Below are 21,820 nucleotides of genomic sequence, written 5' to 3'. Positions count from 1 at the left end.
AGCATCCTAACCCAGCCGCGTTAGCGCAATCAATACCTAATTGCTATGAATTACTGATTTGTAGCAATTCTCTGGCATTCGCTATCGCTGATTCGGTAAGAGTATCTCCTGCTAGTAGACGTGCCAACTCTTCAATTCGTTCATTTTCTTGTAAACAAATCATATGAGTTTCTGTGGTTTTTTTATCACTGAACTTTGTAACAAACATTTGATTGTGCGCTCGAGCAGCTACTTGAGGTAAATGAGTGACACAAATCACTTGTGCAGTTTCGCCTAGCTTACGTAATAACTGGCCTACCACAGATGCAGTTGAACCACTTATGCCGCTGTCAACTTCATCAAAAATCATGGTGGCGATATCGTTATTGCTAGAGCTAATCACTTGAATAGCTAGTCCAATCCGTGACAGTTCGCCGCCTGATACGACTTTTTCAAGATTATCTAAGGCTTGGCCCTTATTGGTCGACACTACAAACTGCACCGAGTCTAAGCCCAATTTGTTAGGGGTACCTTGGACCTGATGTTCAACTTCAATTTTAAACACCGCATCAGCCATGTTCATTTTGTGAATATGATGCTCGACTTGTTTAGCAAAAGACTTGGCGGCTTTTTGCCTTGATAGACTAAGTTTGTTGGCAGCTAGGTGATATTGTTTGTCTAACTCACATAGTTGAATTTTTAATTCTTCTAACAATGAGTCGTCTTTAATTAATTCACTAAACTCAGCGGAAAGCTGTTGATGAAAGTCATATAATGTCTCGGGCCGAACATTATGCTTTCTAGATAAATCTAAGGCTTGTGAATAGCGGGCTTCGACGTTTTGCATACGCATAGGGTCGATTTCGAGTTGTTCAGTATACGCTCTTAATTCGTTAGCCGCTTCGTCAATTTGAATACAGGCTTCGGTTAACATTGTTACAATAGGCGCAAGGCTAGGGTCGTGCTCTTGCAACTCAGTTAAGCGGTCTACACTGTTTTGTACCGCTGATAATGCATTAAACTCTTCTGCCTCATAAAGTTGATGAAAACTAATTTGACTTTGTTCCAATAAAGTTTGGCTGTTGCTGAGCCTTTTATGTTCGACTTCTAGCGACCCAAATTCCCCTTCTGCTAAGGCATATTCGTCAAGTTCTTGGATTTGATAGGATAATAACTGGCTACGATCTTCGCGTTGTTGCTGGCCTTCCAATAAACTTTGATAGTGTTGTCGTTGAGCTCGGAGAGTTTGGTAAGCATCTGCCACGTTACTCAACAAGTTGCCATGCTCAGCGTACTGATCAAGTAAGTTGCGTTGATTGTCACTTTTCAAAATTTGTTGATGGGCGTGTTGCCCATGGATACTCAATAAAAATTGACCAAGTTGTTTTAGCTGTTGTAAAGGAACTGGCGTACCATTGACAAAGGCTTTAGAACGTCCCTCAGAGGAAATAACCCGCCTAATCAATACCTCATCGTGGTCTGTCAGTTCGTGCTCTTCAAGCCACTTCATGGCTCCAGGTAGCTGCTTTACATTAAAACCAGCACATACTTCTGCTTTATCAGCGCCGGTACGCACCATGCTAATGTCTGCCCTGTCGCCCAAACATAAGCCTAATGCGTCAACCGAAATCGACTTACCTGCACCTGTTTCACCGGTAATAGCAGTCATACCATGACTAAAATCAACATCTAGTGTTTTAACAATAGCGAAATTACGAATGGATAAGTGGGTAAGCATTTTTAATCCTCAATAAAGACATATAAAAGCATGTTTAAACATACAGTACCTGTAAATATATACATGCTTTTGCTCAGTGTCTAGTTATCTCTTTAAAAAATGCTGCAAGTGACTAGTAAAGTTTACTGCCCCAGCCAAGTTTTGTGCGTAACACATTGAAATAATTATAGTCTTTAGGATGAATTAGAGACAGTTTGGCCGGATTTTTACAAATAACAATTTCGTCTCCAGGTAAGACTGTTAGCACAATGTGGCTATCACAACTGACTTGCATATTATCGGTGTTTTCAGGAGATACTTTTAATTTTACTGTGCTGTTGGCATCTACTACTATTGGGCGACTGCTTAATGTGTGTGGAAACATGGGTACTAAAGTTAATGCATCTAAGTTAGGGGTAAGAATGGGACCTCCACCAGATAACGAATATGCTGTAGAGCCTGTTGGCGTCGCCACAATTAAGCCATCAGAGCGCTGACTGAAAACAAAGTTATCATCCAGATATACTTCAAATTCCATCATGTGTGCTACTTTGCCGTGGTGAATTACTACTTCGTTTACCGCAGAGTCTTTGCTTTGTACTTTACCATCTCGATAAACTTCGACTTCTAACAAAAAACGTTGCTCTATTTGGCAATCGCCGTCAAAGATGCTATCTAGTTGCGGTTCAATATCATTGGGATTGATATCGGTCAAAAAACCTAAGTTACCGCGGTTAACTCCTACCACCGCTACATTATACTCTGCAAGCACACGAGCTGCGCCAAGCATATTGCCATCACCACCGACCACTATAGCTAAGTCAGCTTGTTTACCAATTTCAGTTATATCTGCAGATTCGCAACCATTTGTATCTAATTTTTGCGCAGTGTTTGTTTCGACTAATATCCGACAGCCACGTTCAGTCAAATAGACTATTAAGGCCTTGAAACTCAAATTTGCACCTTGATGTGCCTGTTTGCCAATTAAACCTACGGTTTTAAACTTCATTGAAAACAACATAAATAACTATTTGCCAAAGTATAACCACGAGAGCGTTTGAAAGTCATATTTTTCGTTTCGATTAATTGATTGACGACAGGATTTGATCATCCCTATAGTATGTTCATTAAATTTGTATACTAATAAAAGAAGAGCACTAATTAATGGGGCCATTAATGTTAGATGTTTCAGGTTTTGAACTGACACACGAAGAGATAGATATACTCGATCACCCCTTAGTTGGTGGGCTTATTTTATTCAGCCGTAACTATCACGATCAAAAACAGCTTTCTGACTTAGTACGGCACATAAGATCTGTTACGCGTAACGATGTTTTGATTGCGACAGACCATGAAGGGGGAAGAGTGCAGCGCTTTCGTCAAGGATTCAGCGACATTCCTGCAATGGGCCGTATTCATCTTCAAACAGATGGAGATATTCAACTTTCAGGTTATTTATGTGAACAATTTGGGTGGTTAATGGCAGCAGAACTATTAACTTTCGATATCGACATTAGTTTTGCTCCAGTGCTCGATATTCATGGTGTATCCGCAGTGATTGGAGATCGTAGTTTTCATCAGCAACCGGACATCATTGTTCAATTAGCCAGCAAATTTATCAAAGGTATGCATCGGGCTGGCATGTCTGCCACCGGTAAACATTTCCCCGGACATGGCAATATACTCGAGGATTCCCATATTGCTATGCCTGTAGATAAACGCAGTCGTGAAGAAATTTTCGCTCTCGATATGGCAATTTTTAAATCTATTCATCAGCAAGGGTTATTGGATGCGGTGATGCCAGCCCATGTTATTTATCCAGATGTAGATGATTTACCTGCAGGTTTTTCCCAACAGTGGATCAAACAGATTTTGCGCCAAGAACTGGATTTTAATGGTGTAGTATTTTCTGATGATTTGTCGATGCAAGGTGCAGTACAAATGGGCAATATTGTTGATCGTGCCGAGTTGGCCATAGAAGCTGGTTGTGACATGGTGTTGGTATGCAATGATCCAAAAGGGGCAGTTAAGGTGATTGATGAGTTACCCTCAGGTATGAGTCTGCATAAAAATAGCTTAGAAAGAATTACACGTCTCAGGAAAACGACTAGTGTCGATTTTTCTACTCTGAAAAAGACCACTGAGCATCAAATCGCTAGCAAAGTATTAGACCAATTCTATGCAAACTAACAACAAACTAATTTTAATCTCGGCTATGAGTGCAACTGTGCTGTATTTTGGGCTAGTAGCTGTTGGTCAGCCACATTTGATTGCCTCTACAGCCTCTATTACGCTATTTACTGCCATGTTATGGGTAACTGAAGCACTGCCTATTCCTGTTACCTCGCTTATTCCTTTTTCGGTTTTCCTATGGCGGGGGTATTAACCCATAAAGAGTCTGCCTCGGCGCTGGGCAGCCACGTTATTTTATTGTTGATGGGCGCGTTTATGCTTTCAAAGGCATTGGAAAAGTCTAATGTGCATAGTCGATTGGCTTTTTACTTGGTTAATCTCACTGGCGGTAAAAGTGCTAAACGGTTGGTGTTTGGCTTTATGTTGACTGCCGCTATTCTAAGTATGTGGATTTCTAATTCAGCCACTACCTTGATGTTATTGCCCATCACGCTGGCAGTATTACAACATGTAAAAGATCCTAAGCTGACTATTGCTATGTTACTGGGCATTGCTTACGCAGCTAGTTTAGGCGGAGTGGGTACGCCTGTAGGCACCCCTCCGAACATTATTTTTATGAGTGTTTACCTTGAAACACAAGGCAAAGAAATCAGTTTCCTCGAGTGGATGAAAACTGGTGTACCTATAGTGGTGATTGGCATTCCGGTGATTGCTTGGTGGTTAACCCGTAATCTAGAAAGTACTCAAGAGTATATTTTACCTAAATCTGGGGCTTGGCAACCTGCTGAAAAGCGGGTGTTGATAACATTTGTGTTGGTAGCGTTAGCTTGGATGTTTCGACCTTATTGGACAGTATGGTTAAATATGCCAAGTATTGGCGACAGCAGTATTGCTTTGGCAGGCGTGGTATTAATGTTTCTTATCCCCAGCGGTAACAAAGAGAAAGCATTAGAGGCCTGCCCAAAAGACACAAAATTTGGTGAAGTTATCAATAAACCAAAGTCAGACAAATTACTTGATTGGGATACTGCAGTGTCGATTCCATGGGGCATGTTGTTGTTATTTGCAGGGGGTATTTGTATTGCAAAAGCGTTTTCTGCTTCAGGGTTAAGTGCCTTAATGGGGGATGGCTTGACGGGGTTATCTGACTTACCTGTACCTTTGTTAATCCTGTGTATTTGTTTGTTTGTGACTTTTTTAACTGAAATTACTTCAAATACGGCTACTGCCACCTTATTGATGCCAATTCTCGCCGCTGCAGGTGTTGCAGCTGGGATTGATCCCGCATTGATGATGATGCCAGCCGCCATTAGTGCAAGCTGTGCTTTTATGTTGCCTGTAGCAACAGCACCTAATGCCATCGTATATGGGATGGACAAATTTAGTATTCAAACTATGGCTAGGGAAGGCTTTGCACTGAACATATTCTTAGCGTTCGTTATTACTGGTGTAAGTTACTTTACGTTGTAAAGTACACTTTCATTGATAGTGATTTATAGTCGCAAGATTAAGGAGGGTGCCCGAAAATATAACTATAAGAGTCCAACCTAGTGCAGCACTAACTTAGCTGTTGCTCGTCACCCCAATAAATTAGCCCTAAAAATATATTGGCACAAAATCTGCCTTAAACTTAGAAAGTTACTCATGTGCGCATTCAATAGTGCGTGTGTCTTATCCATGTTGAGAGAATTAGTAGATGAAAAATTTTAATTGGTTGGTTTTATTTTGGTTATTTGTACCTAACTTATATGCAGACACGTTTAATTGGGGCAACTTAAAAAAAGACAGAATAGAATTAAAACTGCCTTTGTTGACAATTCAGGGTGAAAAGGGATTGTTAGCTTGTGGCTACCTTAATGTGACCACTTGTGACAAAACTGGAGAAGCGTGTGCCATTGTTTCTGGCGTCAATCAATATGACGATATGTTATATAAGCCTGTATTGGCCGTGTCTGAAGAAGCAATCAAACTTGGCATACAAATAGGCATGCCAGGTGCCGATGCTCTGGAACTACTGCGTTAAGAGAGCACAGGGATTAACCGGTAACCAATGTCTCAATATTGTTGACTGACGGAATGGCATATTTTCTATCTAGTAATGTGCCGCGCCAATTTTTATTATCATGTGAGAGGGCGGTGATTTCTCGAAGCAGTTCAAAAACAGCCATTGCAGCTGGCTCATGTTGTTTTTTGTGAGCGAGCTGTAAAAAAACATCACGCTGTAAACTAGGTTGGATGATGTTAATCACCCTCAATTGTTTACATGATTCTAAATGAAACACTGCTGATGAAGGGCAAATCACCAAGCCTAAGCCTTGCGTAACATAATGTAAGGTTGTCATTAATTGACCAAAAGCGGCCTTGGATTTAAGGGTGATACCAGACTTGTTTGCTTGTTTTGTTAACATAATAGTTAACGTATCTTGTTTATCTGGCAGAAAAATATCGTAATATTGTAACTCTACAAATGGAATCGAAGAGTGCATTGCAAGTTCGCTGTAAGAAGGGTTTTGTGGATGAGGAGAGATATATAAATTTATATCTTCACGAATAAGTGGGAGCGCGTCTGAAATACCATTTTTCGTGATGGGTTTGTGACACACTGCAATATCTATTTGGTCTTCAGCTAACCAGTTTTCAATCATATCAAATGGGCCTATTTTAAAGCTTAATTCGATGTCAGTAAATCTATGCTCTAACTCATTTAGTAAGGCAACTGATAACACGTTACAACTTGATTGGTTAAGGCCAACAACTACTTTGCCTTTACATTCTGCTTGTTCACCAATTAAGTCTGTTTTGGCTGCTTGTATTTTCTCCATAATAATACGAGCATGCTGTTCAAAACGATTACCAGCATCAGTTAATTTAACCCCACGAAAATCTCTCTCTAGCAGTTTTATTTTCAGCTCATGCTCTAAATTAGTGAGTTGCAAACTTATAGCCGGTTGCGCGACGTCTAAATGTTTAGCCGCGGCTGCAATACTACCTTGCTCTGCAGTAGCTAAAAAATACTGTAACTGTTTCGAATTCATCAATTACCCTAAATAAAATGGAAAAACGTCTCTAATTTCTTTGTTAAACCTAAGAATTTTGTTGGTCATAATTTTGTATACCTGAACGTAGCAAATTTAATGCCATTTGTATTTTCGAGGGAATTTAATTGTTTTGCTAGATTTTACTCAAAACCCAAATAAAAGTTTATTTTTGATAAATGTTATGACTCCTTGGCCAATGAAAATCGGGGGGTATATAAAAAGTAGGGGGGTGCACAATATTATATTGCGTTCTACCTAAGCCTAAGAATCGCTAGCATGAAATTCTGATTTTTCACGTGTCGTACCGATTTAATTCGGGGGTGTAGTTAGAATAATTATGTTGAATATTACAAGAAGACAGTTTTTATCTTATGTTGGAGCCGCAGGTGGTTCCTCAGCGTTACTCAAAACCAGTCTAGCTATGGGGTTGATGCCCGATGATCGTTACTCTGGCCCAGTTAAGGTTAAACCTGCGTCAAAAGGTAATAAACCAACGGCCCTAATTTTGGGTGCTGGTATCGCTGGATTATCCACTGCATTAGAGCTCGAACGAGCAGGCTTTGACTGCACCATTTTAGAAGCCTCTTTTCGACCGGGAGGACGTAATCTAACTGTTCGCAACGGTGATAAAATCGATGAGATGGGTAACCCACAAATTTGCAACTTTGATCAACAAGACAATTTATTTTTTAACTGCGGTCCAGCACGTATTCCAGGACATCATAGACGTTTATTGCACTATTGCAGAGCACTCAATGTGCCATTACAGATCAAAGCAAATAGTAGCAAGATGGCATATTTCCATGATGACAAGTCATTAGGCGGTAAACCTAAACGCATTATTGAATACCATACCGATGTTCGTGGATTGATGTCTGAATTGTTGTGGAAGTCTGCTGATTCAAACCAGTTTGATCAACTTCTTAGTGAAGAAGATGTTAGTAAGTTAATGAAATTTTCTCAGACCTTTGGTGACTTGACAGAAAATGGAAAATACATCGGTAGCAACAGAGCTGGTTCAACTACTGATCGCATGTTGGATTTCCCCAAACCCCATGCACCCATCGAATTAAAAGAGATGCTTGATAGCAGTTTCTGGTACGGCGGTCTGTTAGGCGCTGAACTGTATGACTGGTGTGAACCTTTAATGGAGCCCATAGGTGGTATGGATGCTGTTGTTAAGGGCTTTTTGAAATATTTGAAAACTCCCCCGGTATTAAATGCTCAAGTTAAGAAGATTTATAATCGAGACAAAGGCGTTGAAGTGACTTATGAGCAGGGAGGCAAGTTCCATACAGTGCAAGCCGATTATTGCTTCAATAACATTCCTGCATATTTTATGGCTGGTATTGAGAACAACTTCTCAGCAATGTATCAATCAGGACTGGACAGTATTAAGCGCGGACATTTGTTCAAAATTGCTTATCAAATGAAAGAACGCTTTTGGGAACGAGACGGTATCTTCGGCGGTATCAGTTATACCTCTGATCCAATTAACCAGCTGTGGTATCCGTCACACGATATACATGCACAAAAAGGAATACTTTTGGGAGCCTACACATGGGATCCGAAAGTGAGCGCTAAATTTGAAGCCATGTCGCAACAAGAACGCTTAAAAGCAGGTGCGATTTCAGGTGAAAAAATCCATCCCGGTTATAGCAAATATATTGAAAATGGTATCACCATTCCGTGGGCTCGCATGAATCACCAAATGGGCTGCGGCATGCAAATGAGTGAGGGCGACTTTGAAAAATATTATCATTTGTTACAAGAGCCAGAAGGTCGTCACTTTATGATTGGCGATCAAATCAGTCATCACAGTGGTTGGCAAGAAGGTGCTTTAGCCTCAAGTGAACAGGCGCTGCAACAACTCAATAAACTATTAGGTGCCAATATCAATCATGGGGAGGCCAGCCATGTTAGTTAAATCAGCAGTTTTCACCTTACTTTTTAGTCTTTCCTATAGCGTTATCGCAGAGGAGGCCATAACGCCTGAAAGCCTTGTATATTGTACCGTTTGCCACGGTAGTCAATTAAAAGGCAATGTCAATATTGGTGCGCCAAGGCTAACGGGCTTATCTCAATGGTATATCGAACGTCAGTTGAAAAAATTTAAAAGTGGCATGAGAGGGGCCCATCCTGATGATGCCACCGGAGGTGAAATGATGAAGATGGTGAGCAATCTGTCTGACCAACAACTTACCGATATTGCCAAATGGGTCACTAAAACAAATTCAGCTAAGCCTACTTCTAGCATTCATGCCGATGCGCAAGCTGGAAAGGCACTTTATCAAACGTGTGCAGCTTGTCACGGCCCTCAAGCCGTAGGTAATGAAACTCTCGGCGCGCCAAAATTAAGCAGTTTAAACGATTGGTACATAGTAACCCAACTTAATCATTTTCGTCTGGGTCTTCGTGGTGCAGAGGTGAGTGACACGTATGGACAGCAGATGAAGGCAGCAAGTGCTGTTGTTACATCGGAACAAGATGCAGCTAACGTTGCCGCTTATATTCAACAATTAAAGTAATTTTTAGGAGTATTTTTATGAAAAAACACATGTTATTTGCAGCGACAGCTATGTTTGCCACTAGTGCATTAGCTGACGTTACTCGCCATGCATTACCCAATAACAGTACGTTCCCAATTTCTCGGGCTGTTGAAGTAACACCTGATACTACTCTCATTTTTCATAGTGGCATGGTGCCTGGGCCAGTTAACGCTGAAGCCACAAAAGGTAGCCGCGAATACTACGGTGATACTGAAACTCAAGCATTAAATGTATTTAAACGTTTTGAGGGCTCGTTCAAAGAGTTGGGCGTGGATTTTGGTGATGTAATCAAAATGCAAGTCTTCTTAGTCGGCGACCCTGCAATGGATGGAAAAATGGACTTTGGTGGTTTTATGAAAGCCTACACCAAATATTTTGGTACCAAGGAACAGCCTAATAAACCTGCACGTTCAGCGTTTCAAATCGCGGGTTTAGCCGGTGGGCCGAATATGTTGATCGAAATCGAAATGGTCATAGCTAAACCAGAATAACGATTCGAAATAAACATTTTTCTCTATCAACTAGGTAGGGAAAAATAATAAACAATAAAAAATCTAGTCATATCAATTTGAACACACATAATAAAACTGGGGAAAACCATGTTAAAACAAAATAAGCTCAGCAAAGCCATTAAAATGGGTCTAATGTCTTGCGCAATCAGCACTGTTGGTTTGTCGTCGGTTATGGCACAAGAATCGTCAGCGCCTGACAATGCCGCCTCAGATAATGTTGAAAAAGTCATTATTACAGGCTCTCGTGGGGCACCTAGATCAATTGCAGATTCAGCTGTACCTGTCGATGTATTTAGTGAAGATGACTTAGTAGCTGTTCCTTTTACTGATACTAATGACATATTAAAAACCTTGGTTCCGTCTTATTCTTTGGGTCGCCAGCCTATTTCGGATGGGGGATCTTTTATACGACCAGCTAGCTTACGTGGTATGCCAACCGATAAAACGTTGGTTTTGATTAACTCAAAAAGACGTCATCGTTCCGCTTTAGTGCAAATAGGCGGTTCAGGTACTCAAGGAGCAGATATTGCGACTATTCCTTCTTCTGCACTTAAGGGAGTTGAAGTACTTCGTGATGGAGCTGCAGCGCAATATGGTTCAGATGCTATCGCTGGGGTAATAAACTTTCAGTTGAAAGACAACAGTGAAGGTGGTTCATTATCAGTCGATATGGGGCAATATTATGAAGGTGATGGAGAGCAATTCACTGTTACCGGTAACATTGGTTTTGCACTTGGCGATAAAGGTTTCTTTAGTCTGTCAGGAGAAATATCTGATACCAGCTCAACAAATCGCGGAGAACAATACTGTGAAAGTTGGGCATGTGTAGATGTGAATAGTGCCGATTTCTTAACCGGTCTGGATACCTCATTATCTGGTTATTCTGAGGAAGCATTTATCGCTGGTTTAGCTGATGCTAATTTAGGTGGTGAAGATGTAGTACAACCTTGGGGACAACCCAATAATTCAGCTACTCGGTTGTTCTTCAACTCAGGCTATGAATTTAGCGATACCATGAAGTTATATGCATTTGGTAACTATTCTGCCAGTGAAGGTGATGGTAGTTTTTATTATCGTTACCCAGGTAACGGTACCATTGAAGATATTCGCTTAGAAAACGGTTCACTATATTCACCTCTTGAAAAATTCCCGGGTGGTTTTACGCCTAGATTTACTGGTGAAATTACTGATTTCTCATTAGTCAGTGGCTTGGAAGGTGAGTTTGCCAACGAAATGAAGTATGACTTCAGTGCGCGTTATGGGTCAAATAAAATTGAATACACATTGGAAAATACTATTAACCCTTCTATGGGTCCCGATTCTCCAACTAAATTTCACCCTGGTGACTTGATTAACGAAGAATTGCAATTGTCAGCTGACTTTACTCAGTTTTTTGATATGGGATTTTCTACCGAAGTTGTACTAGCCTTTGGTTTAACTTATATGGAAGAAAGTTATGAGCTAGTGGAAGGTGACCCAGATTCTTATAATGTCGGCGCGTATTCAAGTCCTGATCCTCATGGTTTTTGTAATGATGATGGTTCAGCTAGCACTGACGGTTTAGCAGTGATTTCAGTAGGTTCTACTTTAGATTGTACTGATTCTGATGATGCCGTATATACCGCAGTAGGTGTAGGCTCTAACGGCTTCCCTGGATACTCTGACATATATTCAGAGACTTACGACCGTGATATGGCAGGAATATATGTAGATCTAAGTACCGATGTTACTGATGCGTTATTCCTGCAAGGCGCCTTACGATATGAAGATTACTCTGATTTTGGTTCTGAATTAGTAGGTAAAGTCGCCTTCAAATACAGTTTAACTGATGATGTTAATTTACGTGGCTCTGTAGGAACAGGCTTTAGAGCGCCTACACCAGGACAACAAGGTACTACAAACGTTTCTACTCGATTGCCAGATGGCCTTCCAGTGGCTACCGGTCTTTTCCCTGCATTAAGCTCTGTTGGTCAGGCTCTTGGTGCAGATGCATTAAAACCTGAAACATCTTTGAACTATAGTTTAGGTATGGCGGGTAGTTTTGATGCATTAAGCCTTACTGTCGACTTTTATCGCATTGAGCTAGAAGACCGTTTTTATGCGGTATCTACAATTGATGTATCAACGGATCCAGATTCTGGTGATGCCTATGATAAATATTTGGCATTGGTTGCGGCAGATGTTGACGGGGCAAATACTATTGGTGGCGTAAATTACTTCCAAAATGCTTTTGATACTGTCACTAATGGTATGGATATTGTTGCTACTTATACTATGGATGACACCGTTTTAACTGGGTCATTAAACTATAACTCAACTGAAATTGATTCAGATGCATCTTTGTACCTGAACAGTGAAGATGAGTATGATTTAGAAAATGCACTTCCTAAATGGCGTGGCGTATTATCTGCTAAGCATAGTTTTGATATGTTAAGTGTACTGATACGTGCTAATTTTTACGGCACATATGAAAATGCTATTAACTCTTCTGCAACGGTCGTACAGGAGTATGATGCAGGTGTGATGTTCGATTTAGAATTGAATTATCAAATTAATGATGGTTTATCTCTAGCAGCAGGTGCTCGAAATATCTTTGATACTTACCCCGAAAAGGATGGTGTTAACGGTTCAAGTGACGATTGTTGTGGGGCCGTATACTGGTCAGGCAATAACGTTGATTGGCAAGGTGGTTACTACTACGCACGTTTGAACTATATCTTTTAATATTTAAACTGTTGTTAAATTCAAAAGCCGTCATATATGACGGCTTTTTTGTGCTCGGTCATTAATATAATACTGCTTTGTCAAAGCTGGGGCTTATGAAAGTCGTTTATCATTAGCACCAGGTTTACTAGGGCGCTAAATAAAAATCAATGATGTGATTCAGAGTTATTTATGTCGGTTTCTTGTTCAGTTTCTGGCCAACGATAACGATTAATGCGTACTATCATACCAAATAATGGATGGTCAAAATAATGGACTTGTTTGCTGATCACACGCCTCAGCTGATTAAAATTAACACTCCGTAAAAAATTCGGTTGTTGCGAGATCGTTTGTAAAGAGCCCGGTTGCAGCAACGGGTTGACTGCTATTGCATCTTGGCCAGAGTAATTAGTCGATAAACCTGGTACTCGCAAAGCTTTCTTTAGATCGAATATTGGTTGTCTAAAATCCAAATTACTATCGATGTGCAAATAGGGTATGCGCCCAACGTTACGCAGGTAGACGGTTATACCACCGTCTAATCTCCATAGTTCTTTGAGAATTGCAGTATTTTCCATAGGTGTTTGCTGCGTATTTTGGGTGTCGTCTTGTTCAATATTGATGGGCGATTCATCTGCCAACGCAGCAGCAATTCTTGCAAATAAGTCTTCAGTTACTGCTTCTGCTCCTATGCCATTAATATGTTTTATGAGCGCTTGTTGTTGTTCTGGAGTTAACCCGACTAGTTCTTGGTCAGGTAGGTAATACTCGTCTGTAGGTTGATTCAAACTATCAAACAAACTATCTGTATCGTCAACTACAGGTATACCATTGGCATCAAATTGCTCTGCAAAGTTTTCACCTGCAAACAATCTAAATGTGTGTGCATCTTCTCGTCCAAATTTAACTTCTTGACGCCAATTTACATGTAGGATTGGTGTGATATCTCGCTGCTTTTTAATTTTCTCATACAACTCATTCATATACATGGTTGCTGTGGGTAACAAAAAGGCACCGCGTTTTGTTTGCCATTCAGTTCCGTCTATGATGTCGGGAACGCGCTTTATTAGATCACTATGCTGACCGCTAGTACTGTCACTTTGTAATGCTATAATCGAATCAAAAGATGGATCAATTTGTTCGGCATAGGCACACAGTAAATTACTAGGAAGTTGCCATTCGACGAATTTCACCTCAATAGGGGGGCGAGCTAAATTTGTCTCTGGAGTTTGAGCTGTGTTGGCTTGATGATCTTCGTCATTATTAAGGTTTTGTTCTGAGTTATAAAAACTAACATTTCCGGCGTCAGCGGTCTTAGCTGAAGGTTTACTGTTATCGGTATTTGCAAATATATCTGTAGAAGCGACTTGATATTGAAAGTTTTCATCAGCGTCAACGGCTAAGATTTGGCTTTTTTGTTTTTGTTCTTCATCTTTCTGCGCAAAAGATGACGCATTGGTTTTGAGCACTGGCATGGCAAAGGCAAAATCTTGTTCATATTGTGTTTTTACTGCTAGTTGCTTTGAAGCCCGGCAATACGGCAAACCAGCCCGTAAATAGCTTAAATCAGGTTTCAAATAAGGCGTAAGTAAATCCAGAATGTCGCTAGATGGTTTTTCAAGCCGTGATTGTTTGAATTTTTCAGAGATATTGACCGTCTCTAAATTGCGTTCAAATAAAATCACTTCTACATCAAACCACCACTCATTTTCAACAGCATTCGCAGATTGAGTTAAAACGCTGGCAGTAAGCAGAATTGCAATGGCACCTCTTGAAGAAAAAGCACCCATGATTATTTGTTTTAGAGTATGAACAGTCATTTTATCTGTCATTAAGCAGCCCGTAATTGTTGGCTAAACTCGGTTAGCATATTATTGAACAGTTCAAGTCTATCTTTGGCGGATTCAGTAGGCACGTTAAATTTAAGTTTTTGCGGCCCATCTAATTTGTAAATTCTAGGTTGCGACTGAATTAGCTTGATAATAAAGCTTGGGTCAATCTGGGTTTTCTGTGAGAACTCTACAAATCCACCTTTATTAGTACCTTCTATTTTAGAAATACCAATTAGTTTGGCTTTTAATTTAAGCATAGCCATATCTAACAGGTTTTTAGCACTTTGAGGTAATAAACCAAATCTGTCTATCAGTTCTATTTGTAATTCATTGACGGCTCTTTCATCTTTGCAACTAGCCAACTTTTTATACAAAGATAAACGCATATTCACATCAGGAATATAATCATCCGGGAACAGAGCCGGCAAACGTAAATCAATATCCGTTTGTTCAGCCAGAGCGGCTTCCAAAGAGGGCTCTTTGCCTTCTTTAAGTGCTTCAACTGCTTGGTCCAGCATATCCATATATAAGGTAAAACCAATACTGGAAATCTGCCCTGATTGTCCATCGCCTAATAATTCCCCCGCGCCACGAATTTCTAAATCATGAGTGGCAAGGGCAAAACCTGCGCCTAATTCTTCTAGCGATGAAATAGCATCTAGGCGTTTCGCAGCATCTTTACTTAATCGCCTTGGATGCGGTGTAAGCAAATAGGCATAGGCCTGATGATGCGAGCGACCAACACGACCACGCAATTGATGTAATTGGGCCAGGCCAAGGTGATCAGCCCGGTCCATTACTATTGTATTAGCTGATGGCACATCGATACCTGTTTCAATAATAGTGGTACACAACAACACATTAAAACGTTGGTGATAAAAATCGGCCATGACTTTTTCGAGTTCACGCTCACGCATTTGGCCATGGCCAATAGCGATTCGTGCTTCGGGGACTATTTCTGCAATTTCTTGTGCTGTGCTCTCGATGGTATCTACTTCGTTATGCAAGAAATAAACCTGACCACCACGCAAGATTTCACGCATGATAGCTTCGCGAATTAACCCTTTGTTACGTTGCTGTACAAAGGTTTTGATTGGCAGACGTTTAGCCGGAGGGGTGGCGATAATAGACAAGTCGCGCATCCCACTTAACGCCATATTCAGGGTTCTTGGGATCGGGGTAGCGGTTAACGTTAGAATGTCTACATCTGAACGCAGCGCTTTGAATTTTTCTTTCTGGCGCACCCCAAACCTGTGTTCTTCGTCGATGATGACCAAACCTAAGTCACTAAATTTAAGGCTGTCTTGTAACAACGTATGTGTGCCCACTACTATATCAACTTTACCTTCACCGATAGCCTTAATGGTTTCTTTCGCATCTTTGGCACTTACAAATCGAGACAATACTTCAATTCTGAAAGGGCAATTCACAAACCGATCTTTAAAATTTTCAAAATGTTGACTGGCAAGTAACGTGGTAGGGACCAATATCGCAACTTGTTTACCCTGATTGGCAGCAATAAAAGCTGCGCGCATTGCGACTTCAGTTTTACCAAAACCAACATCACCACAAACTAATCTGTCCATGGCATTGGCCGAGCCCATATCTTGGATCACGGCATTAATGGCTTTTTGCTGATCTATGGTTTCTTCAAAGGGGAAGCTGTCACTGAACGATTGATATTCGTCCCACGCAATTTTGAACGCATAACCAGGTTTGGCAGCTCGTCTAGCGTACACATCTAATAATTGAGCGGCTACATCACGGACTTTTTCCGCAGCTTTTTTCTTGGCTTTAGACCAGGTGTCGGTGCCTAAATGATGCAGAGGTGCATGGTCAATATCACCGCCGCTATAACGGCTAATTAAGTGCAGAGATGCAACAGGTACATATAACTTTGATTGTTTGGCATATTCGATGGTTAGGTATTCTGTGGTAATACCGCCTGCATCTAGGGTTTGCAAACCTAAATAACGACCTACTCCGTGTTCAAAATGCACCACTGGCTGGCCTACCTGCATTTCTGCCAAGTTTCGAATTATGGCATGTTCATCGGTGCCTTGGCGTTTGTCACGCTTGCGACGATGGCTGATTTTATGCCCGAGTAATTCTGTCTCGGTGATAAACGCAATCGCGCATTTTGGTTCATTTAATAAAAAACTAAACTCGGCAGCACCTACAGAAATACCAACAGGTTCGGCGCTTTTAATAAAGTCATCAAAACTTTCAAAAACCTTGGGTTTAATTTCTGCTTTTACGAGTATCTCTAAAAGACCTTCACGGCGCCCGGCAGATTCAGCGCTAAACAACACTTTAACTTTTTGTTTTTGCCACAGGTCTACTTGTTGTTTAAGTGATGTCCAGGGTACCTTATTTTGTGGTTTTAGAGCGACGTCACCCACCGGCGAAGTGGCAAAGTTAACACTACCATTTTTCTCATCTGCGGCTTGGTTTTGAATTTGAACCCTTGGCCATTCTTTTAAGGCACCAAATAGCTCTTCATAACGCATAAAAATATCAGAAGGAGGCAATAAGGGCCTAGCGAGGTTATAGCGCAGTTGTTCGTATCTGTGGTTGACATCTTTCCAATGATTTTCATGTGCGGTTTGTAAATCACCATGCATTATTACGGTGGTGTCTTGATTCAGGTAGTCAAATAACGTAGCTGTTTCTTCAAAAAACAACGGCAAATAATATTCTATACCACCTGGCATTAGGCCTTTACCTACTTGGTAATAAATAGATTCTTTGCTGTTATTTGCATCAAACTTGCCGAGATACTGCTGCCTAAACAACAAACTGGCTTCTTTATCAGTGGGAAACTCTCTGGCAGGTAACAGTTTTATTTCATCAACCTTATCACCGGAGCGCTGAGTTTCCGGATCAAAATGCCGAATGGTATCCACTTCATCATCAAATAAATCTATGCGATAAGGGTGCTGACTGCCCATAGGAAATAAATCGATGATACTGCCACGTATAGAAAACTCGCTGTGACCCATCACTTGGTTAACATGTAAATAGCCGGCGCGCTCTAATCCTGAGCGAAAACTATTAATCTCTAACTTTTGATTTATCTTCAATATCAGCAAATATCTACTAATATAATCTACCGGTGCCATTCGCATCATTAGGGTATTGATGGGTACAATAAACACTCTACGTTCGTTTTGTGTGAGTTGGTAGAGGGTTTCTAGACGCTGTGAAACAATATCTTGATGAGGTGAAAAGTTGTCATAGGGCAGGGTTTCCCAATCAGGAAATAGTTGCACATCGACAGATTGATCCTGCAAAAAATAATCCAGCTCTTTTTCAAGCTTAATAGCACTGGGTGTATCTGCGGTAACCAATAATATTGGGCCAGTCGCCAGCTTCGTGGCATTGGCCAAGACAAGAGCCGTGCTGCTGCCTTGGAGATTACCCCAATGGCGAATATCATTTTTGGTTTTAAGGGTGTTGTTTGGTAAAGGCGGTGAAAAAATACTCTGAGTCATTGATCGCTTTCGTTTTAGTTCTTTTAGGTTTTTTCTTGGTTCTTGCGTTTACGTAAATTTGCCGTTTGTAAATGTAAACTGGCTGTGACTAACAAGTCTTGATCTTCTTCACGTATACGAGTAAAAATCAAGGACACATGGTACGTGTCATCGACAGGCTTACAAGCAATAACTTCAGCAAAACAAAAAATGGCTGAGGCCTCTTCTCTTAGAAATAGCTTGAGTTCAATGGTACCGCCTATTGATAATTCGTTTTCACAACTAAGAACTATGCCGCCGCCGCCAAATTGTATCGAATCATAAGTATGTTTATGATTTGCATGTTGTTGCAAAATCAGAGACATCATTAAATCAATTTTTCGCGATTGATGATTCAGAAATTCTGCTAGCTCAATGGCGTGTTCACCTAAACGCCGAAGTGGTCGCAAGGCTTTTGTGTCGATGGCAGAAAGTTCGCTAGCTATTTGAAACTCGTAAGGCATATGTTGATGTAAATCATCAATTTCGGGCAATACAAAATCGTCTGCTAATAAACGCATATTGACTGGAATATTGTGATTGATCATAAAAAACTCATCGAATTGTTGATGTTTTTGATAAAGCGTTAAGTTCTGCATATTCTCTCCCAGCTTTGCTTTGCTTGTTAGATTTACTTCAGGCACGTATTATTCAACATCATTCATCACTATACCAACAGTTAAACCTTTATTTTTTTAACTGTTTTGTTGTTATAAGAGTTTCTTTTTTATGTTTTACCCACTTTCAGCCTTTATTGGTTTACGTTACGCCAAAGCTACTAAAGGCAGTCATTTTATTGCATTTATAAATTTTTTCTCTGTTGCAGGCATCGCCCTTGGCTTGATGGCCTTGATCACCGTTTTATCTGTGATGAATGGTTTTGAAGGGGAACTTAAATTACGCAATTTAGGGATCACGCCTCATGTGTTGGTACAAAAAAAGATTGATACTGATATTACACCTAATATGTTCGAGCATATTGAAGGTGTGATTGCCAGCGCCCAACAGATCGATTCAGAAGGCATAGTGCAATCCTCTCAAGGGCTCAAAGGGGTCATGTTTCAAGGCATTCAACCCGATGTGATGCAGCGCTCCTCAATTATTGCTGAAAATATGTTATCCGGCCGGCTGACCGATTTAGTTAAAGGTGAATATGGAATTATCATTGGCCGCGCTCTGTCTATTAAATTAAATTTACGGATGGGCGAACCAGCCCGTCTGATCGCGTCTGAAAACAGTTACTTCGGTCCCTTTGGGCGTATCTACAGCCAGAGAGTGTTCCGCGTCGTAGGCATATTTGATATGGGCTCTGCCTTGGACGATAAAGCCGTGTTAATGCACATTGATGATGCCGCTAGGTTATTAAGAGGTAAAAAATCGAAATTAGCCCAAACACGTTTGTTTTTAGCTGATGCCTTTAATTATAAAAGTGTGGTGCAGGCATTAGAAGCCCAAGGCTATAGCTCAACCAACTGGCGTGACCAGCAGGGCGTGTTATTCGACGCAGTGAAGATGGAAAAGAATATGATGTCGCTGATGTTGTTGCTAATTATCTCGGTCGCAGCTTTTAACATAGTATCGGCTCTGGTCATGGTGGTGACCGAGAAACAAGGTGATATCGCTATACTCTTAACGCAGGGCATGACCCGCAATAATATTATGGGTATTTTTCTGTTTAATGGTATTTACAACGGTATAAAAGGCACTGCGATTGGTGTGGTGACGGGTGTATTATTGGTGACTCAAATCAATAATGTGATCAAGTTATTTAATTTACCCATATTTTTGAGCCCCGGGGGGCAGGGTGTTCCCACCGATTTACAATGGCAACAAGTGGTATTTCTTATTGTCACGTCACTTATTTTATGTTTTCTGGCTAGCCTTTATCCAGCGTATCGCGCCGTAAGAGTTAATCCGGCGGATGCTTTAAAATATGAATAAGTCGAGCTTCGGTATACAATAGTAGGCTATAAGTTTTATCTTGCTGCACCTTGGGTGCAGCCGCGTTGTCAACTGCGCTCTAAATTTTAAGGTTCATGTAATGGAAAAAACGTTTATCACTGCACAACAGCTACTTGAAGATTCATTTCGAGTAGCCGCTCAAGTTTATGAAAGTGGCTTTCGCCCACATTTTATAATCGGTATTTGGCGTGGCGGTGCACCCATTGGTATCGCAGTGCAAGAGTATTTTGATTTTAAGAAAGTTGAAACTGATCATATAGCCGTGCGTACTTCTTCATATTATGGAATTGGTCAACAATCTAAAACCATCAAAGTGCACGGTTTACATTACTTGATTGAAAACGCCAATGCCGAAGACAGCCTATTAATTGTTGATGACGTATTTGATTCAGGCCGCAGTGTTGAAGCTTTGATGAAACAAATTAAAAATTTATCTCGGGCAAATATGCCAAAAGATGTGCGTATAGCTTGTCCGTATTATAAACCTCAAAATAACAAAACTGACATCGTGCCTGATTATTATGTGCACGAAAGTGACGAATGGTTAGTCTTTCCCCATGAAATATCTGGACTCACACCAGATGAAATTATTAAAGGCAAAACAGATTTAAAAAACGTAATGCATCTGTTGAAGCAAGATTAATTTCAGCAAACCTCAGTTTATAAGTTAGGGCGGGTGACTACCCTTTTTATTATTTAAGGAAAAGTAGATGGATCAAAAACAAGCCAGAGAATACCTATTAAACAAACCTTTTACAGTTGAAACATTTCCTTTTGGTGATGGCGTATCTGTGTTCAAAGTCAAACATAAAATGTTTGCGACTTTGGCCTTAGGCAAAGACAATGAGTCAGATGATACCGATAATGGTATTTGTTGGATGAACCTTAAATGTGATCCTCAAGAAGCCATTATGCTGCGAGACATCTTCCCATCCGTTATTCCCGGTTATCATATGAGTAAAGTACATTGGAATACAGTCAAGCTAGATGGCTCAGTCCCTGAAGGGGAAATACAGCGGATGATGGATAACTCTTTCAATTTGGTAGTAAGTAATATGATTACAAAAGACCAAGAATCGATTTTGCTACATCTTTAATACATAATATTTAGCAAAACTAAACTTGTTAGTATTCGGTTTATAATCTTAGGCAAAGTTAATTACTGTTAAGGATTGACGACTCGTTCTTTCCAGTCATCTTGGATATCGTAAAGACATCTTTGCTGCGGTTTAGATTTTAGGTCCAAATAGTCGACGGTGTATGGAATAAAAACCAAAACACAAAAATTGTTACTAATATCGTTGTCATGGTCAGCAACATTGCTTTGCGTAATGTTGCGATTAACCTCATTGTTGACTTGGTTACCTAGTCTATCTTCTGGAATAGGCAGTATTGAATCTTCATCAAATGGTGCTTTAGGGCTGCTTGAGTAAAAAGGTTGTTTAGCGTTTATTGACAAGTTTGACCATTGTTGTTTTAAAAGACTATTCTTCCTCTGATTTCCTAAGACTGAACTTTCATAGCTCGGTTCTAACGAGTCAGATATCAATGCTACTTCTCCTGCTAAACGGTATTGTTCTCTAGAGTCAGAAAAATACCAACAAATTTCAAATCGCGACTGATTTTCACCTTGCCACTCTTCAATCTTATCGCTTCTTATGTCAGTCACAGACAACAGACTCTGGGTGTCTGGTAAGAACCCCCTAAATACCATGGTTCTGTTTTTAGGCGCTCCATTTGAGCACACACTTGCCACTTGATAATACTTTGATTGCACTTGACTGCGATTGACATGCAAACTCCTCGCTAATCGCTGACGCCATACTGGATATATTATTTCAGTCATAATACTTCTTAGTGAACATTAAAAATAAACGACAAAA

Annotated in this window: 16 protein-coding genes and 1 pseudogene; 10 read left to right on the top strand and 7 right to left on the bottom strand. The window is 40.5% G+C overall.

Annotated elements, in window-relative coordinates:
• Window positions 1-43 precede the first annotated feature (43 nt).
• Together recN and nadK are read right to left on the bottom strand one after the other, a co-directional pair.
• Window positions 44-1,717: a DNA repair protein RecN gene (recN, locus tag C427_RS13010; RefSeq protein ID WP_007641704.1), complete on the bottom strand. Its 1,674-nt coding sequence runs from the start codon at window positions 1,715-1,717 to the stop codon at window positions 44-46.
• Window positions 1,718-1,829: 112 nt separating this feature from the next.
• Window positions 1,830-2,705: an NAD(+) kinase gene (nadK, locus tag C427_RS13005; protein WP_034900077.1), complete on the bottom strand. Its 876-nt coding sequence runs from the start codon at window positions 2,703-2,705 to the stop codon at window positions 1,830-1,832.
• A gap of 155 nt (window positions 2,706-2,860) precedes the next feature.
• Between nadK and nagZ the strand changes: the two genes are divergently transcribed.
• The 3 genes and pseudogenes from nagZ to C427_RS12990 all read left to right on the top strand — a co-directional run bounded on the left by nagZ (window position 2,861) and on the right by C427_RS12990 (window position 5,852).
• Window positions 2,861-3,886: a beta-N-acetylhexosaminidase gene (gene nagZ / locus C427_RS13000; RefSeq protein ID WP_007641706.1), complete on the top strand. Its 1,026-nt coding sequence runs from the start codon at window positions 2,861-2,863 to the stop codon at window positions 3,884-3,886.
• Window positions 3,876-5,299, top strand: a pseudogene (locus tag C427_RS12995) (SLC13 family permease). The gene nagZ and the pseudogene C427_RS12995 overlap by 11 nt, the downstream one beginning before the upstream one ends.
• A 226-nt stretch (window positions 5,300-5,525) precedes the next feature.
• Window positions 5,526-5,852, top strand: a complete 327-nt coding sequence (locus tag C427_RS12990; RefSeq protein ID WP_007641710.1) for a YunC family protein — start codon at window positions 5,526-5,528, stop codon at window positions 5,850-5,852.
• Window positions 5,853-5,865: 13 nt separating this feature from the next.
• Here the strand turns inward: C427_RS12990 and C427_RS12985 are convergent, their stop codons facing one another.
• Window positions 5,866-6,864: a LysR family transcriptional regulator gene (locus C427_RS12985; RefSeq protein ID WP_007641711.1), complete on the bottom strand. Its 999-nt coding sequence runs from the start codon at window positions 6,862-6,864 to the stop codon at window positions 5,866-5,868.
• Between the two features lie 340 nt (window positions 6,865-7,204).
• Between C427_RS12985 and C427_RS12980 the strand changes: the two genes are divergently transcribed.
• The 4 genes from C427_RS12980 (at window position 7,205) to C427_RS12965 (ending at window position 12,652) form a co-directional block, all read left to right on the top strand.
• Window positions 7,205-8,794: a flavin monoamine oxidase family protein gene (locus C427_RS12980; protein WP_007641713.1), complete on the top strand. Its 1,590-nt coding sequence runs from the start codon at window positions 7,205-7,207 to the stop codon at window positions 8,792-8,794.
• Complete coding sequence (locus C427_RS12975; protein WP_007641715.1) at window positions 8,784-9,395, top strand: c-type cytochrome; 612 nt, start codon at window positions 8,784-8,786, stop codon at window positions 9,393-9,395. The genes C427_RS12980 and C427_RS12975 overlap by 11 nt, the downstream gene beginning before the upstream one ends.
• A 17-nt stretch (window positions 9,396-9,412) precedes the next feature.
• A complete protein-coding gene (locus C427_RS12970) occupies window positions 9,413-9,907 on the top strand; it encodes a RidA family protein (protein ID WP_007641717.1) in 495 nt (164 codons plus the stop codon).
• A gap of 108 nt (window positions 9,908-10,015) precedes the next feature.
• The gene (locus C427_RS12965; RefSeq protein ID WP_007641719.1) at window positions 10,016-12,652 is read left to right on the top strand and encodes a TonB-dependent receptor plug domain-containing protein; all 2,637 of its coding nucleotides are present in this window, start codon (window positions 10,016-10,018) and stop codon (window positions 12,650-12,652) included.
• Between the two features lie 146 nt (window positions 12,653-12,798).
• Here C427_RS12965 and C427_RS12960 read toward each other — a convergent pair whose 3' ends face one another.
• From C427_RS12960 to C427_RS12950, 3 genes are read right to left on the bottom strand one after another with little or no spacing between them, the layout of a single operon-like run.
• Window positions 12,799-14,463: a CsiV family protein gene (locus tag C427_RS12960; protein WP_007641721.1), complete on the bottom strand. Its 1,665-nt coding sequence runs from the start codon at window positions 14,461-14,463 to the stop codon at window positions 12,799-12,801.
• Complete coding sequence (mfd, locus tag C427_RS12955) at window positions 14,463-17,957, bottom strand: transcription-repair coupling factor (RefSeq protein WP_007641722.1); 3,495 nt, start codon at window positions 17,955-17,957, stop codon at window positions 14,463-14,465. The genes C427_RS12960 and mfd overlap by 1 nt, the downstream gene beginning before the upstream one ends.
• A gap of 23 nt (window positions 17,958-17,980) precedes the next feature.
• Complete coding sequence (locus C427_RS12950) at window positions 17,981-18,574, bottom strand: PilZ domain-containing protein (protein ID WP_007641723.1); 594 nt, start codon at window positions 18,572-18,574, stop codon at window positions 17,981-17,983.
• Window positions 18,575-18,704: 130 nt separating this feature from the next.
• Between C427_RS12950 and C427_RS12945 the strand changes: the two genes are divergently transcribed.
• From C427_RS12945 to C427_RS12935, 3 genes are all read left to right on the top strand, one after another.
• A complete protein-coding gene (locus C427_RS12945; protein ID WP_007641724.1) occupies window positions 18,705-19,916 on the top strand; it encodes a lipoprotein-releasing ABC transporter permease subunit in 1,212 nt (403 codons plus the stop codon).
• Between the two features lie 100 nt (window positions 19,917-20,016).
• Window positions 20,017-20,580 (top strand): phosphoribosyltransferase, encoded by a 564-nt coding sequence (locus tag C427_RS12940; protein WP_007641726.1) that lies wholly within the window; start codon window positions 20,017-20,019, stop codon window positions 20,578-20,580.
• Between the two features lie 67 nt (window positions 20,581-20,647).
• Entirely contained in the window at window positions 20,648-21,034 is a 387-nt protein-coding gene (locus tag C427_RS12935) for an MmcQ/YjbR family DNA-binding protein (protein WP_007641728.1), read from the top strand.
• A 68-nt stretch (window positions 21,035-21,102) separates the two neighbouring features.
• Here C427_RS12935 and C427_RS12930 read toward each other — a convergent pair whose 3' ends face one another.
• Entirely contained in the window at window positions 21,103-21,783 is a 681-nt protein-coding gene (locus tag C427_RS12930) for a hypothetical protein (RefSeq protein ID WP_007641730.1), read from the bottom strand.
• Between the last annotated feature and the right edge of the window lie 37 nt (window positions 21,784-21,820).

The organism is Paraglaciecola psychrophila 170 (genome assembly GCF_000347635.1).
Lineage (GTDB): Bacteria > Pseudomonadota > Gammaproteobacteria > Enterobacterales > Alteromonadaceae > Paraglaciecola > Paraglaciecola psychrophila.
The sequence above is the reverse complement of the archived record's forward strand: the minus strand, read 5'-3'. Positions and strand labels throughout refer to the sequence as shown.